The sequence below is a fragment of the Methylocapsa polymorpha genome (assembly GCF_045689225.1).
Taxonomy (GTDB): Bacteria; Pseudomonadota; Alphaproteobacteria; order Rhizobiales; family Beijerinckiaceae; genus Methylocapsa; species Methylocapsa polymorpha.
On record NZ_CP136862.1, the window covers coordinates 1,135,255 to 1,149,328 of the forward strand.

At 62.6% G+C, this 14,074-nt stretch carries 13 protein-coding genes; 7 read left to right on the plus strand and 6 right to left on the minus strand.

Annotation, left to right across the window (positions count from 1 at the left end; genetic code table 11):
- The first annotated feature begins 78 nt into the window (after positions 1–78).
- Positions 79–681, plus strand: coding sequence for a hypothetical protein (locus RZS28_RS05345; RefSeq protein WP_407340299.1), 603 nt, complete (start codon positions 79–81; stop codon positions 679–681).
- 64 nt (positions 682–745) lie between these two features.
- Here RZS28_RS05345 and dps read toward each other — a convergent pair whose 3' ends face one another.
- Positions 746–1,234, minus strand: a complete 489-nt coding sequence (gene dps, locus RZS28_RS05350; RefSeq protein WP_407340300.1) for a DNA starvation/stationary phase protection protein Dps — start codon at positions 1,232–1,234, stop codon at positions 746–748.
- 422 nt (positions 1,235–1,656) lie between these two features.
- Between dps and topA the strand changes: the two genes are divergently transcribed.
- The 5 genes from topA to RZS28_RS05375 all read left to right on the plus strand — a co-directional run bounded on the left by topA (position 1,657) and on the right by RZS28_RS05375 (position 9,251).
- Entirely contained in the window at positions 1,657–4,638 is a 2,982-nt protein-coding gene (gene topA, locus RZS28_RS05355) for a type I DNA topoisomerase (RefSeq protein ID WP_407340301.1), read from the plus strand.
- The gene (gene rnr / locus RZS28_RS05360; RefSeq protein ID WP_407340302.1) at positions 4,635–6,977 is read left to right on the plus strand and encodes a ribonuclease R; all 2,343 of its coding nucleotides are present in this window, start codon (positions 4,635–4,637) and stop codon (positions 6,975–6,977) included. Before topA ends, rnr begins: the two co-directional genes overlap by 4 nt.
- Positions 6,978–6,992: 15 nt before the next feature.
- The gene (locus RZS28_RS05365) at positions 6,993–7,394 is read left to right on the plus strand and encodes a DUF302 domain-containing protein (protein ID WP_407340303.1); all 402 of its coding nucleotides are present in this window, start codon (positions 6,993–6,995) and stop codon (positions 7,392–7,394) included.
- Between the two features lie 146 nt (positions 7,395–7,540).
- Complete coding sequence (locus RZS28_RS05370; protein ID WP_407340304.1) at positions 7,541–8,020, plus strand: DUF983 domain-containing protein; 480 nt, start codon at positions 7,541–7,543, stop codon at positions 8,018–8,020.
- Complete coding sequence (locus RZS28_RS05375; RefSeq protein WP_407340305.1) at positions 7,971–9,251, plus strand: MFS transporter; 1,281 nt, start codon at positions 7,971–7,973, stop codon at positions 9,249–9,251. Before RZS28_RS05370 ends, RZS28_RS05375 begins: the two co-directional genes overlap by 50 nt.
- A 6-nt stretch (positions 9,252–9,257) precedes the next feature.
- Here the strand turns inward: RZS28_RS05375 and RZS28_RS05380 are convergent, their stop codons facing one another.
- Positions 9,258–9,905 carry a hypothetical protein gene (locus RZS28_RS05380; RefSeq protein ID WP_407340306.1) on the minus strand — a complete coding sequence of 216 codons (648 nt, stop codon included), beginning with the start codon at positions 9,903–9,905 and terminating at the stop codon, positions 9,258–9,260.
- Between the two features lie 208 nt (positions 9,906–10,113).
- Here RZS28_RS05380 and rpmG point away from each other — a divergent pair, with 208 nt between their 5' ends.
- On the plus strand, positions 10,114–10,281 hold the full coding sequence (rpmG, locus tag RZS28_RS05385) for a 50S ribosomal protein L33 (protein WP_026607598.1): 168 nt from the start codon (positions 10,114–10,116) through the stop codon (positions 10,279–10,281).
- A gap of 12 nt (positions 10,282–10,293) precedes the next feature.
- Here the strand turns inward: rpmG and recO are convergent, their stop codons facing one another.
- From recO to lpxD, 4 genes are all read right to left on the minus strand, one after another.
- On the minus strand, positions 10,294–11,034 hold the full coding sequence (recO, locus tag RZS28_RS05390; RefSeq protein ID WP_407340307.1) for a DNA repair protein RecO: 741 nt from the start codon (positions 11,032–11,034) through the stop codon (positions 10,294–10,296).
- A 52-nt stretch (positions 11,035–11,086) separates the two neighbouring features.
- Positions 11,087–12,061, minus strand: coding sequence for a quinone oxidoreductase family protein (locus RZS28_RS05395; RefSeq protein ID WP_407340308.1), 975 nt, complete (start codon positions 12,059–12,061; stop codon positions 11,087–11,089).
- A gap of 121 nt (positions 12,062–12,182) precedes the next feature.
- On the minus strand, positions 12,183–12,665 hold the full coding sequence (gene fabZ, locus RZS28_RS05400; RefSeq protein WP_407340309.1) for a 3-hydroxyacyl-ACP dehydratase FabZ: 483 nt from the start codon (positions 12,663–12,665) through the stop codon (positions 12,183–12,185).
- A 148-nt stretch (positions 12,666–12,813) separates the two neighbouring features.
- The gene (gene lpxD, locus RZS28_RS05405; protein WP_407340310.1) at positions 12,814–13,887 is read right to left on the minus strand and encodes a UDP-3-O-(3-hydroxymyristoyl)glucosamine N-acyltransferase; all 1,074 of its coding nucleotides are present in this window, start codon (positions 13,885–13,887) and stop codon (positions 12,814–12,816) included.
- Positions 13,888–14,074: the final 187 nt, after the last annotated feature.

Consider the following 14,074-nt stretch of genomic DNA (forward strand, 5'->3'; position numbering starts at 1 on the left):
GAATATTCAGACGCGCGCCGGCGTGTTATGAGCGGCCCCGGTCACTCCGGTCATCTTCCGTTTGGACAATGGAAAGCCATGAAGAAAATCCTAATTGCAGCCGCCGCAGCAGCGGCCATCCATGCCGCTCCGGCGGTCGCTGAAGACCAAGCCCTTGTTTGTTGGTATAATGACGACGGCGCATTCGCTTCGGCCTCCGGCGCTCCGGCGACCGCGAAAATGGGTGCAGTCGAGAGAACGGGGGACAGCGGCGGCACGGCCTATTCCTATGTCATTTCGGCGCGGGACGGCGGGGCCTGCCCCTATCAAGTGCCGCTCGGCACGAAGAGTGCGAAAACAGTCCCCCTCGTGCGCCAGGACGAATCGAATTGCACCAATGACGACGTCAGCAGCGCCGACGCGGCGGTCCTCGGCGGATCCGTGACCGTATTTCGCGCGTCGAGCCAGTTGACCGGCGTCAGCGTCCATTTGACCGGAGCCGCGCCCAACGCAACCTTCCGCGTCAAGCTGAAATGCGATCATCAGCTCGGCACGGTCAAGACCGACGCGAAGGGCGACGGGAACGCAACCTTCGACTTTGTGAGCAATAGCGTCGGGCCGAGCTACGCTTTCGACATAAGTCCCGAGTTGGCGTCGGCGGGGAATGGGAATACGTTCCAGAGCGTCAAGATTACGCGCTAGCGCTCGCATGGCGAAAGACCCCGGCCCTTGCCGGCCAGGGTCTGCCACGTGAAAATCCTGCCAGTTACGCCGGCTCCTGGATATGCGCCTCGAGAAACCAGAGAGATTTGTCGAGCGCGCGCGATAAAGCGGTCAATATATCGGCCGTGTCGGCGTCGCCTGCTTCGTCGGCCGTCGCGATCCCGGCGCGGACCGCATTTGCTGCCTTGCCATATCGCCCGATCAGGGCCGCGAGGTGATCGGCGATCTTGTAAATATCGGTCGGATAGGGATCGAGCGAGGTCTTGGCGGCGACGGCCTGCGTCGTTCCGAGCGCGGTCCCTCCGAGTTGGGCGACCCGCTCGGCCATCGTATCGACATGCGCATCCAATTCCTTGCGGAACAGATCGAGCATTTCATGTACGGCGATGAATTGAATGCCCTTCAGGTTCCAATGCGCCTGCTTGGTCAGAAGAGCGAGATCGATCGCGTCGGCGACGCGCGCATTCAAAAGATCGATCGAAACGGATTTGGCGTTCGATGTCAGATCGTTCAGCGTCTTATGCAACGGCATGAGTGTCCTTTCCCTGATTTTCGGTCCGGTCAGAGGAGTTTGATGCGATCCACCAAAAATACTCGCATCAATCAACGCGCTGTCGACAATTGACAAGCATCATTGATACGCGCCAAATGCGCCGCCATAATCTTGGCTGTTGAGGCCCTGTCGCGCCTGTTTCAGCCAGGATCAATGCTCGGCAGACGCTTGATAATCCCTGATTTGGCGAAAAGTTCATGAGCTTCGCCTCTGGCATGGACATCCGCGCCGGAGGGGCCGGATTTGACTATAGCCCCTCCCTCCCCCATCTTCCGCCCCGAAACGCCCAGCGCCAATGACGCTCCGGGAGGGAGGCCCGACGCGCGCCTGTCGTAATTTTATTCTTTAGGCAAGACCGCGGACCATTTTGATCGGCCGTGCGAATTTGAGGACCGCTGTCAATGAATGTCGTCATTGTCGAGTCGCCGGCGAAGGCCAAGACCATCAATAAATATCTTGGCAAGGGCTATGAAGTTTACGCCTCCTACGGCCACGTCCGCGATTTGCCCGCGAAGGACGGTTCGGTCGATCCCGACGCCGATTTCGCCATGCTGTGGGACGTCGACACGAAATCCGCCAAACGCCTGTCCGACATAGCCAAGGCCGTGAAGGACGCCGACCGCGTGATCCTGGCGACCGACCCGGACCGCGAGGGCGAGGCGATTTCCTGGCATGTCCTCGAAGTCTTGAAGGCGAAGCGCCTCCTCAAGGACAAGCCGGTGGAGCGGGTCGTCTTCAATGCGATCACCAAGGCCGCGATCCTCGAAGCCATGAAGAACCCGCGCGAGATCGACGCCGCCCTCGTCGACGCCTATCTCGCCCGCCGGGCGCTCGACTATCTCGTCGGCTTCAATCTTTCCCCGGTTCTCTGGCGCAAATTGCCCGGCGCGCGCTCGGCCGGACGCGTTCAATCCGTCGCCTTGCGCCTTGTCTGCGATCGCGAGCTCGAAATCGAGCAATTTGTCTCGCGCGAATATTGGTCGATCCTGGCGCATCTGAAGACCGAGGCCGGCGCGCCTTTCACAGCGAGGCTCGTCGGCGCGGACGGCAAGAAAATCAACAGGCTAGATATAGGCGCCGGGGCTGAAGCGGAAGCCTTCAAGGCCGCCCTCGAGGCGGCCAAATTCTCGGTGGCGAGCATCGAGGCGAAGCCGGCCAAGCGGCATCCCTGGGCGCCCTTCACGACCTCGACCCTCCAGCAGGAGGCGTCGCGGAAGCTCGGGTTCGCGCCGGCACGAACCATGCAGCTCGCCCAGCGCCTCTACGAGGGTGCCGAAATCGATGGCGAAACCGTCGGGCTCATTACTTATATGCGGACCGACGGCGTCGATCTCGCGCCGGAGGCGATCGCAAGCGCCCGCGCCGTGATCGGCAAGGAGTTCGGCGCCGCCTATGTCCCGAGCGCGCCGCGCAAATATAATGTGAAGGCGAAAAACGCGCAGGAAGCGCATGAAGCGATTCGCCCGACCGATCTCGCCCGTCTGCCCGCCAAGGTCGCGCGCAGCATCGAGCCGGACCAGGCCCGCCTCTATGAGCTGATCTGGAAGCGCACCATTGCCAGCCAGATGGAATCGGCCGAGCTCGAACGCACGACGGTGGAGATCCTGGCGCAGGCCGGAGCGCGCAGGCTCGACCTTCGCGCGACCGGGCAGGTCATCCGCTTCGACGGCTTTCTGAAGCTCTACCAGGAAGGCCATGACGACGAGGAAGATGAAGAGAGCGGCCGCCTGCCGGAGATGCGCAAGGACGAGGTCCTGACCAAGGAAAAAATCGACGCGACCCAGCATTTCACCGAACCGCCGCCGCGCTTCACCGAAGCGACCCTCGTTAAGCGCATGGAGGAGCTCGGCATTGGCCGGCCCTCGACCTATGCCTCGACGCTCGCGGTGCTGCGGGAGCGCGACTATGTGCGCCTCGACAAGAAAAGACTTTACCCGGAAGACAAGGGCCGGCTCGTCACCGCCTTTCTCGAAGCCTTTTTCACCCGCTATGTCGGCTATGACTTCACCGCCGATCTCGAAGAGAAGCTCGACCGCGTGTCGAACCACGAGATCGACTGGAAGCAGGTTCTGCGCGAATTCTGGACGGATTTTTCCGGCGCCCTCGCCGGCACCAAGGATTTGCGCACGACCCAAGTGCTGGACAGCCTGAACGAAATTCTGGGGCCGCATATTTTTCCGGCCAAGGCCGACGGCTCAAACCCGCGCGCCTGCCCCTCCTGCGGCGATGGCCAACTCTCGCTGAAGCTCGGCAAGTTCGGCGCCTTCATCGGCTGCTCGAACTATCCCGAATGCAAGTTCACCCGCACCTTGGCGAATGCGGAGGCGGCGGGCGAAGTCGAGGGCGAACGGCCCGGCGTGAAATCATTGGGGTTCGACCCCGAGACCGGCGAGGAGATCACGCTGCGCGACGGGCGTTTCGGCGCCTATGTGCAGCAGGGCGAAGGCGAAAAGCCGAAGCGGGCTTCGCTGCCCAAGACCATGGCGCCCGCCGAATTAAGCCTCGATCAGGCGATCGGCCTGCTTTCGCTGCCGCGCGAGGTGGCGAAACATCCCGAGACGAAGGAGCCGGTCCTGGCTGGCATTGGCCGCTACGGCCCCTATGTGCAGCATGGCAAGACTTATGCGAATATCGGCAAGGACGAAGACATTCTGAGCATCGGCGCCAATCGGGCGATCGACCTCATCGTCGCCAAGGAAAGCGGCCTCACTGGGCGGCGGTTTGGCAAAGCCGAGAGCTCGGCCGCGCGCGCTCTCGGCGAGCATCCTTCGGGCGGCGAAGTTACGATCAAGGCGGGGCGGTTCGGCCCCTATGTCAATTACGGCAAAATCAACGCGACCTTGCCGCGCGACGCCGACCCCACCACATTTAGTCTTGAAGAGGCGCTCGCGCTGCTCGCCGCGAAATCAACTGACGGCGGCGCGACGCAAGGCCGTCTGCTTGGCGAACATCCGGCCGGCGGGCCGATTACAGTGCGCGAAGGGCGCTTCGGCGCTTATGTCAATTATGGGAAGATCAACGCGACCCTTAAAAATGGCTCTTCGCCGGAGACAATCACCCTTGAAGAGGCCATTCGCCTGATCGAGGATAAAGAAGGGGCCGGAACCGGCTCCGCAAAGAAAAAACCCACAGCAGCCAAGAAGACCGCGCCAAAGGAACCTGCAGCCAAAGAAACAGCGCCGAAGAAGACGCCGTCCAAAACTGGCAAGACCGTCGCCACAAAGGGCAAGACGCAGCCGGACGCCCTGACCGACGACCAAGCCTCGGACGAATCGGAAGAGCCGCCGTTCGAGCCGACATCCCAAATTAAAGCCGCGCCAACGCGGTCCAAACCTGGCGCCAAACCGGCGCCGGCAAAATCGAAAAAGGCCAAGCAAGCGTGAACAAAGCCGCCGGCACGAGAAGGTCCGGCCAAGATGATAGCGATCCCGCGCAAGCGCCGGATCAAGGCGCTCCGGCGCTTCCGTCCCGCGACGACATCCTCGCCTTCATCGCCCGCGAGCGCGAAGCTCTGGGCGAAAAAGCGCCCGCCAAGATCGGCAAGCGCGAAATCGCCCGCGCCTTCGGAATCAAGGGCGCCGATCGGATCGCCCTCAAACGCATGTTGAAGGAGCTGGAGGCCGAAGGCTCGGTCGAGCGGCGGCGCAAGACCTGGCACAAGCCGGGACTCCTGCCGGCGATCGTCCTGGCCGATATTTTCAGCCGCGACCGCGATGGCGATCTCCTCGCCGCGCCCGTCGAATGGGACGCGACGCAAGGACCCATTCCAAAAATCGTCGTTTCGATGCCGCGCAGGCAAAGGCCCGGCGCGCCTACCCCTGGCGTCGGCGACCGCGCCCTTCTGCGCGTCGAATTCTTGCCGGATGCGAAGGCGGGGGAGCCCGCCTATTCGAGTCGCGTCGTCAAGCTCTTGCCGCGCGCGAAAACGCAGGTTCTCGGCATTTTTCGTGCGCATCCGGACGGCGGCGGGCGCATCCAGCCGGTCGATAAGAAGAACGCCAATCGCGGCGAGCTCGAGGTCGCGCCCGGCGGCGAGGGCGAGGCGCGCGACGGCGATCTCGTCGCGGTCGAGATTTTGCGCTCCGGCCGCTTCGGTCTCCCGGCCGCCAGGGTGCGCGAAAGGCTCGGCGCGATCGACAGCGAAAAGGCGGTGAGCCTCATCGCCATCCATACCCATCAAATCCCGAATGTCTTTCGCCCCGAGACGATCGCCGAAGCCGAGCGCGCCCGCCCGGCGGCGATAGACCGTCGCGAGGATTGGCGCAGCGTTCCGCTCGTGACCATCGATCCCGCCGACGCCAAGGACCATGACGACGCAGTTCATGCCGAGAACGACCCCGATCCGGCCAATCCGGGCGGATTCATCCTGCGCGTCGCCATCGCCGATGTCGCGGCCTATGTGACGCCCGGCGCGGCGCTGGACCGCGAGGCCCTCGATCGCGGCAATTCGGTCTATTTCCCCGATCGCGTCGTGCCCATGTTGCCGGAGCGCATCTCCAACGATCTTTGCTCCTTGCGCCCGAACGAGGATCGTCCGGCGCTCGCTGTGCGCATGGTCATCGCCGCCGACGGCCACAAGCTGAGGCATAGCTTTCATCGCATCATGATGCGGTCCGCCGCCAAGCTCTCCTACGCCCAGGCGCAAGCAGCGATCGACAATATGCCCGATGCGACGACGGCCCCGCTTCTCGCGCCGGTCATCGCGCCTCTCTATGACGCCTATCGCGCGCTGAAGATGGCGCGCGACAAACGCGGGCCGCTCGATCTCGATCTGCCCGAGCGCAAGATCATCCTGAACGAGCAAGGGACGGTCGGCAGCGTCGTCACGCCGCCGCGCCTCGACGCGCATCGACTGATCGAGGAATTCATGATCCTCGCCAATGTGGCTGCGGCCGAAACGCTCGAGGCGCATGATCAGCATTTCATCTATCGCGCGCATGACGAGCCTTCGCTAGAAAAGCTCAATAATCTGGCGGAGTTTCTGGCCTCGATCGGGATCAAGCTCGCCAAGGGCGAGGTCATGCGGGCGGCGCAATTCAACGGCGTTCTCGCCCGCGTCAAGGACACGGATAATGAGCACCTCGTCAATGAAGTGGTGCTGCGGACTCAGGCGCAAGCGGAATATGTCGTCCAGAATTATGGTCATTTCGGCCTGAATCTCAGGCGTTACGCCCATTTCACCTCGCCGATCCGCCGCTACGCCGATCTCATCGTCCATCGCGCCCTGATCCTCGCCTTGCGGCTTGGCTCCGACGGCCTGCCGGCCGCGATGGGTGTCGAGGAAATGGCCGAGGTCGCGGCCCGGATTTCCGCCGCCGAACGCCGCGCCATGGCGGCCGAGCGCGAGACGGTGGAAAGGCTGATCGCGGCCCATCTCGCCGACAAGATAGGCGCAAGTTTCGAGGGGCGGATTTCAGGCGCGACGCGCGCCGGCCTTTTCATCAGGCTGAGCGAGACCGGCGCCGATGGATTCATCCCCGCGTCCATGCTCGGCGACGATTATTTCCGTCATGACGAGACTTTGCACGCGCTCATCGGCTCCCGAACTGGTAAAATGCACCGGCTCGGCGACATCGTGACCGTCAAGCTCGTGGAGGCCGCGCCGCTTGCCGGGGCTCTGCGTTTCGAGCTTTTAAGCGAGGCGCGGCCACGCGCGAAAGCGCGGCCAAGGGACGAGAAATCGAACAGGTCGGCGCGTCGCAGCGTCAGATCGAGAGCGTGACCGCGAGGGCTGACCATGCCGGATGACGGATTGCTGACTCTTCCGAGCGCCCATTCAATCGACGAGACGATCAGCCGATTCGAGGCGGCGCTCAAAGCCCATAGTGTGACGCTCTTCGCCAAGATCGATCACGCAGCAGGCGCCGCCGACGCCAACATGCCCTTGCGCCCGACTGTTTTATTAATTTTCGGGAATCCGCAGGCGGGCACGCCCTTGATGCAGGCGAACCAGGAGATCGGGATAGATCTTCCCTTGAAGGCGCTGGTCTGGCAAGACGCGGATGGGAAAGTCTGGCTGACCTATAATGATCCGGCCTGGCTTGCCGCCCGGCATCAGCTCGGAAGCGCCGTGGACCCGGTCGTCGCGGCCCTTGGCGACGCCCTTGCCGCGCTGGGGGAGGCCGCGGCGATCCCGTAAGCGCGCTTCCTGATCGAATGGGCGCATCTGATTGAAATGGACTCATTTAAACTTCAAGGAATTGGAGCAGGCTGGCGCGTCATAACCGCGCGTCGCGCCCCGAAGGCGCGAATGCGGTTTACCCGCCGTCATTGAAGGAAGTATCCATGCCGAAACGATCGAATGAGGAGGCTTTAATGCTTACGCCGGCGCTGGAATTTCCCGCCTTTGCGCCAAAGGGCGATGATCGCCCCAAGCGCGACATCTGGCAGTCCATCGTAAAAGGCTTGCGCGGCCGCTGCCCCGCCTGCGGCGAAGGGAAAATGTTTCGCGTCTATCTCAAGGTCAATGAGTCTTGCCCGCATTGCGGCGAGGAATTGCATCATCACCGCGCCGACGACGCCCCGCCTTATCTGACCATATTCGTCGTCGGCCATATTGTCGGCACGTTCATGCTCGCGACCGAGGAATTCTGGCCCGATGCGCCGATCTGGCTGCACGCCATGGTCTGGCCGACGCTGACGCTCATTCTCTCGCTTTGGCTCCTGCCGATCATGAAGGGCGGCCTGATCGCCCACCAATGGGCATTGCGCATGCATGGGTTCGAGACCGCCAAAGCTCCGATCGACCGCGCATCCGCCGCGTGAGGAGCGTCTTGCCCTGGGGAGGGCGCCTGATGGGAAGGAGCCGACCCTGGCTTGGCAAGGCTTTAAGACCGGCCGCAAGACAAAATCCGTCGCGGCTCCGGGCAACGCCGCCGCGCTCGCTGGCGCCATCGCGAGCGTATCGATTGTCGGCGTCGGACTGTCGCTGACCATCGCGCTCATCGCGGTTCGGCTTGGCGAGCAAGGCTATAGCGCGCGCGCCATCGGCTTGAACACTGCCTCTGCGGGCGTCGCGACCTTGATCGGCGCGGCTTTTGTTCCAAGCTGGGCGCGGAGGCTTGGCGTCAAGGAGCTTCTGTTTCTTTCGCTCTTCATCGCCGACCTCAGCCTCGCCGCCTTGGCGCTGACGAACGGCTTTTGGATCTGGCTCGGCATTCGGGCGATCTTCGGCCTCGCCCTGACTGCGCTTTTCGTCGTGAGCGAATATTGGATCAACGCGATCGCCCCGCCGGAACGGCGCGGCCTGGTCATCGGCCTCTACGCCTCGAGCGTGGCTTTGGGCTTCGCCGCGGGTCCTTCGCTCCTCGCCCTGGTCGGGACGGCGAGTTCGACGCCTTTCATCGCGGCTATTGCGCTTCTCGCCGTGGCGGCTTTGCCGATCGTCGCCGGCAGCAGCGCCGCGCCCAATATTAAAAGCGCGGCCTCGGTGCCGGTTCTCGCCTTTCTCCTCGGCGCCCCCGCCGCCACCCTCGCCGGCCTGCTGCATGGCGCAATCGAGACGGCGAGCATGGGCCTCCTGCCCGTCTATGCGCTTCGCGCCGGCCTCACCGCCGAGACGGGGGCCATATTCGTCACGCTCTTCGCGCTGGGGAATGTCTTGGCGCAGCTCCCCGTCGGCTTCATCTCGGACCTGATGGACCGGCGCAAGCTATTGTTGCTGATCGTGCTTTTCAGCCTTTGCGGGGCGCTTGCCTTGAGCTTAATCGGACCCGCGAGCCTTTTCTTATTCGGCGCCCTGCTCGTCGTCTGGGGCGGCGTTGTCGGCAGCCTTTACGCCGTCGCGCTGGCCCATCTCGGCGCCCAATATCGAGGGGCCGAGCTCGCCAACGCCAACGCCGCCTTCGTCATGCTCTATGCGCTCGGGATGCTCGCCGGTCCGCCGGTGATCGGCTTGGGCATGGATCTGCTCGCGCCGGACGGATTTTTCGTCAGCATTGCAGCGCTGCTAGCGCTTTATCTCTGCGTGGTCGGGTGGCGGGCGCGGGGGTCTTGAGGGAAATCAGTTGGTCTTCGCGGTAAACAATAGAACGACGTTTACTTCACGTTGAGGGCCACGCAGTAGATTGAGCCTGATGCCCGCAGAACTCATTGCATCTATTACGATCTTTTCTGCTTCTGACAGAGCGCCAGGATTTGAGACAATTACGCCGATCCCCGACGGAGGTATTTGTCCCAGCCCTATGACGGTTGTATTTCTAACGGACCATCCCTGCAGGCTGCTGAACAAAGTTGAAAAATCAGCGGCGAAAATGTTGCAATCAGCACATGCCCCATCATGCTGGATGTCAATTCGGAAATCTTTGCCAGGCGGAAGCTTGAGTTTTTCCGCCATGATCGCGCGCCCAGATTCTTCAAGCCGTCTTGGTGAAAGCTTCTTAAGGCGGGCCTCCAGGCCTTGAATTATAGATTTCGCCTCATCCGGTGGCGTCGAGTGCAGTTTGTCCGCAAGCTGATCGTCCCGTAGTTTTATTCGTTCTTCGAGAACCGAAATTCGCGCATCCCTATTTGAAAGGACTGTCGAATAAATCAAATTAACGGCGGTGTAGATTAAACCGCACGCCACGAGCATGGCTGCAATGAATGCGACTGGCGCCTTAACGATCACAGCCCCTTCGCCAACGATGTACTTGAGGAATTGATCGATCATATCGGGAACCTAGCCGTGGCAAGGTAAGCCCTGCAAGCAAAAGCACTCAAACAGCTGTGAAAAGTCGAAAAATTGAGCTGATTCACTTGCCGCCCGCAGGATTTCTTGACAAGCGGGGCGCGATCCGTATGTTCGCGGCTTTCCCGGACTCTCCCGAGCCCACGGGGCCGGAACGCGCGCCTTGCGCCGCAGTTGAAGGACGAATGAGATGGCCAAGGCCGCGATGATCAAGATCAAGCTTCTGTCCAGCGCGGACACGGGCTATTTTTACGTCACGAAGAAGAACGCCCGCACCAAGACCGAAAAGCTCTCTTTCAAGAAATATGATCCCGTCGTGCGCAAGCATGTCGAGTTCAAAGAGACCAAGATCAAGTAGTCTTCGCCTCGCTCACGCACTCCAGCCGGAGCGCTTCGCGAGTTCCGCGAGATAGGCGGACCGCGCCTGCGGCAAAGCGAGCCCGCGCGGCCCGAAAAGATCGCGCATCAAAAAAAATTCCGTCAGCCTGAACCCGTCGCGGATGTCGCCGGGCGGCGGGCTTTCTGTCGTCGGCTCGTAGCGCAGAAAGGCCGGAAGCGGGAGCAGCCGGCCTTTATAGGGTTCGCCGGCCGCCTTGGAGACGGCGCGGCCGGACTTCGGCGAGACATAGGCGAGATCGGTCGCGGAGCCCGTCGCGGCGCAACGCGCGAGATCAAGGCCGAAGCCGGCCTCGGCCAGAATGGCGGCCTCAAAGCGCACGAGAAGCTGCGGCAAGCCTTCCGCGTCATCGATATGGTCGGCGATGAGCGTCGCCGTCTCGAAGAGCCCGGGATGCGGATCGCGCTCGGCGATGAGGCGCAGCAGGCCGGAGACGAGCCCGACCGCATGCAAGGCTTCCGCGCTCGCCATCAAACGCGCGGTGCGCAATATGGTCGGTTCGACGGCGAACATTCCAAGATGCTCGTCGAGCCGCGCGCGCCAGACGATCTCGGCGCTATTGCCCGCCTGGAGATAGGGCTGCATCCTCTTCGAGCGCCCGCCTCTGACAAGGCCAAGATGACGCCCATGCGCGCGCGTCATCGCTTCGAGGATGACGCTCGTCTCCCCGTGCTTCTTCACCCCGATGATGAGGCCCTCGTCCCGCCATTCCATGCAGGATCTTACCGGTTTCCCTTCCGCCGCGGGCGAGAAAGGGGATGAGGCGTCACGGCAGAAGCACGGTCGCGCCGGTCGTCTCGCGGCCTTCCAAGGCGCGATGGACATTGACCACATCATCGAGCGGAAAAGTCGCGCGCAATGGAATTTCGACGGCGCCGCTCGAGATTGCGCGAAACAGATCGCGCGCCATCTTGTCGAGATCTTCGCGTTTTTCCGCATAGGTGTGAAGGGACGGGCGCGTCACAAACAGCGATCCTTTGGAGGCAAGGAGGCTCAGGCTGAACGCCTCGACCGGCCCCGAGGCCGAGCCGAAGCTCACGAAGAGCCCGAGCGGCTTGATGCAGTCGAGCGACGCCGGGAAGGTCGCGTTGCCGACGCCGTCATAGACCACATCGCAAAGCTGGCCCTTGGTGATCGCTTTCACGCGCGCCGCAAAATCCTCCTCGCGATAGAGAATCACATGTTTCGCGCCGGCCTTCTTGGCGAGCTTGGCTTTTTCGGCCGAGCCGACCGTTCCGATGACCGTCGCGCCCAGCGCCTTCGCCCATTGGGTGAGGATCAACCCAACGCCGCCCGCCGCGGCATGAACGAGGATCACGTCTCCCGCCTTCACCTTGTAGGTCCGGCGCAGCAAATATTGCGCGGTGAGGCCCTTCAGCAAAGCCGCCGCGGCGGTTTCATAAGCGATGGCTTTTGGCAGTTTGACGAGACGCGAGGCCTCGACAAGCCGCTCCTCGGCGTAAGCTCCGAGCGTCGCGACATAGGCCACCCGGTCGCCGATCTTGAAATCGGTCACGCCCTTGCCGAGCTCGACCACTTCGCCCGCGGCCTCATTACCGGGCGTGAAGGGAAGCGAAGGAACCGGATAAGTCCCGCTGCGAAAATATGTGTCGATGAAATTGACGCCTATCGCATGATTGCGGACGCGGACTTGGCCGCGGCCCGGCGGCGCCAGCTCGATCTCTTCGATCCGCATCACCTCGGGTCCGCCAAGCTCGTGAACACGGACAGCCTTGGTCATTGTTTTCATCCATCTGAGGCGAGATCCGTCGCTCGGCTGCTTTGCCGCAAGGATTGCCCGCTCTTTGCGATGAACCATCATGCGGCGCATGCGACGCGCTGGCAAGACTGGCGCGCGGGCGTCAGGCCTTGGCGGGACCTTCCTCGATCAGCATGGCGGCGATTTCGGCCTCGCAGACAAGAGCGCCGTCGACGAGAGCCCGGCCGCCGTACCACCACATGTTGCGCCGCCGATTGGTTTTGGTCATGTGGAACTCAACGCGGTCGCCCGGCGTGACCGGCTTGCGGAATTTCGCTTTATCTATGCTCATGAAATAGACCAGCGGTGCCTTCTCGCTTCCGAGGGAATGAGCGTTGATGCAGATTGCTCCCGCGGTCTGCGCCATGCCTTCGATCAGCAGGACTCCAGGCATGACCGGGCGCTCCGGGAAATGGCCCATGAATTGCGGCTCGTTCACGCTGACATTCTTCAATCCGATCCCGAACTCATCTCCCCTCGCCTCTATGATGCGATCGACCATCAAGAACGGGTAGCGATGCGGGAGCGACTTCAATATTCGTTGAATATCGAGCGTTTCGATCGTCGTGGGCGCGGCCTCGTTCATCTTGTAGCGTTTCCTGTATTGTTTTTATCCGTCGCCGAGAAGGCGCGTCGGCTTTTCGATCGCGCTTGATCTGCATGACCATCGTCCGCTTTTGCAGATCATGCTTTAGATCAAATCCGCCCCTGTCGAAACGGATTTCGTTCAATGCTCAATCCCGCCGAGCGCGCAGATGCGGCTTGGCCCGCGTGAGCCAGTCGAGCGTCGCCAGGCCGCGCAGCCATTGCCGCAGGGGCCGCGCTGGACTCCCGCCAAAATGCGCCCGCTCCGGCACATCGGAAACGACGGCCGATTGGGCCGAGATCCGCGCGCCGGCGCCAATTCGCAAGCGTCCGGCGAGGGCCGCCTGGCGGTCTACGACGACAAAATCGCCAAGTTTCGTCGAGGCTTCCACGCTGACCTGCGCGAAGATGACGCAATAGCGCCCGATCGTGACATCGCAAGCGATCTGCGCAAGATTGCCGACATAGGCTCCCTCGCCAATGACCGTGTCCCGCGTCCCGCCGCGATCGATCGTCGAATTGGCGCCGATCTCGGCGTCGTCCTGAATGATGACGCGGCCAATCTGCGGCGTCCTTGGAGGTCTGCGCCAGTTCGCGTGAGAACCGAAATCTTCCAAGCCGAGGCCCGCCTGGCCGATGCGCACGCCGGGAAGAACGACGACGCGGTTGCCGACCAGCGCATGGGAGATCGTCACCTGAGCCCCGATTGAACAGTCGCGCCCAATACGGACGTCCGGGCCGATGACGCTGTTCGCCGCTATGATCGAACCGGCCCCAATTTCGGCGCGCGGCCCGATGACGACGCCAGGATCGACGATCACGCCGGGTTCGAGACGGGCCTCTGGATGAATCGAGGCGCCCGGATTGACGCCAGCCGCTGCGAACAAGGAGGCTGGGCGCGTCGCCGAGGGAAAAATCCGCGAAAGCGCGAGCGCGAAAGCGCGCACCGGGTCGTCGGTCACCAGCGCGACGGCGCTTTTGGGAACGCGGGCCGCATCGCGCGGCGTGACGAAACAGGCTGTGGCGCGCGTCGTCTCTAGAAGATCGCTGTTTCTTGGATGATCGACGAAAGCGAGCTCGCCAGGCTCCGCTTCATCGAGAGGCGCGGCGCCGCCGATGAGAGACGATAGGTCGGCATCCTCAGCGACCCTCGCGCCGGTAAAGGCGACAATATCCGCCAGCGAGGGCCGCAGCTCGCGCCAGAAGAATACCGGATTGGTCATGCCGTTCCCGCCGCCTGGTCAGAACTTGGGCGGCCCGAAAGCGGACCTGGGAGCCCGGCCGGGCTCGGTCTCCACCGGAGCGGCGGCGGCAACTCCGGGCGTGCGGCGATTTGACGGATAGGCGGAGAGGCCCAAGCCCTTGCCGCAAGCCGCGCGTCAGCTGCGCAAGCAGATTGACGCAAGGGCG

What these genes read in the sequence shown, in the direction of transcription:
- RZS28_RS05345 (WP_407340299.1), top strand. Translation starts at nt 79, where the DNA reads ATGAAGAAAATCCTAATTGCAGCCGCCGCAGCAGCGGCCATCCATGCC.
- dps (WP_407340300.1), bottom strand. Translation starts at nt 1,234, where the DNA reads ATGCCGTTGCATAAGACGCTGAACGATCTGACATCGAACGCCAAATCC.
- topA (WP_407340301.1), top strand. Translation starts at nt 1,657, where the DNA reads ATGAATGTCGTCATTGTCGAGTCGCCGGCGAAGGCCAAGACCATCAAT.
- RZS28_RS05365 (WP_407340303.1), top strand. Translation starts at nt 6,993, where the DNA reads ATGCCGGATGACGGATTGCTGACTCTTCCGAGCGCCCATTCAATCGAC.
- RZS28_RS05370 (WP_407340304.1), top strand. Translation starts at nt 7,541, where the DNA reads ATGCCGAAACGATCGAATGAGGAGGCTTTAATGCTTACGCCGGCGCTG.
- RZS28_RS05375 (WP_407340305.1), top strand. Translation starts at nt 7,971, where the DNA reads ATGGGTTCGAGACCGCCAAAGCTCCGATCGACCGCGCATCCGCCGCGT.
- RZS28_RS05380 (WP_407340306.1), bottom strand. Translation starts at nt 9,905, where the DNA reads ATGATCGATCAATTCCTCAAGTACATCGTTGGCGAAGGGGCTGTGATC.
- rpmG (WP_026607598.1), top strand. Translation starts at nt 10,114, where the DNA reads ATGGCCAAGGCCGCGATGATCAAGATCAAGCTTCTGTCCAGCGCGGAC.
- recO (WP_407340307.1), bottom strand. Translation starts at nt 11,034, where the DNA reads ATGGAATGGCGGGACGAGGGCCTCATCATCGGGGTGAAGAAGCACGGG.
- RZS28_RS05395 (WP_407340308.1), bottom strand. Translation starts at nt 12,061, where the DNA reads ATGACCAAGGCTGTCCGTGTTCACGAGCTTGGCGGACCCGAGGTGATG.
- fabZ (WP_407340309.1), bottom strand. Translation starts at nt 12,665, where the DNA reads ATGAACGAGGCCGCGCCCACGACGATCGAAACGCTCGATATTCAACGA.
- lpxD (WP_407340310.1), bottom strand. Translation starts at nt 13,887, where the DNA reads ATGACCAATCCGGTATTCTTCTGGCGCGAGCTGCGGCCCTCGCTGGCG.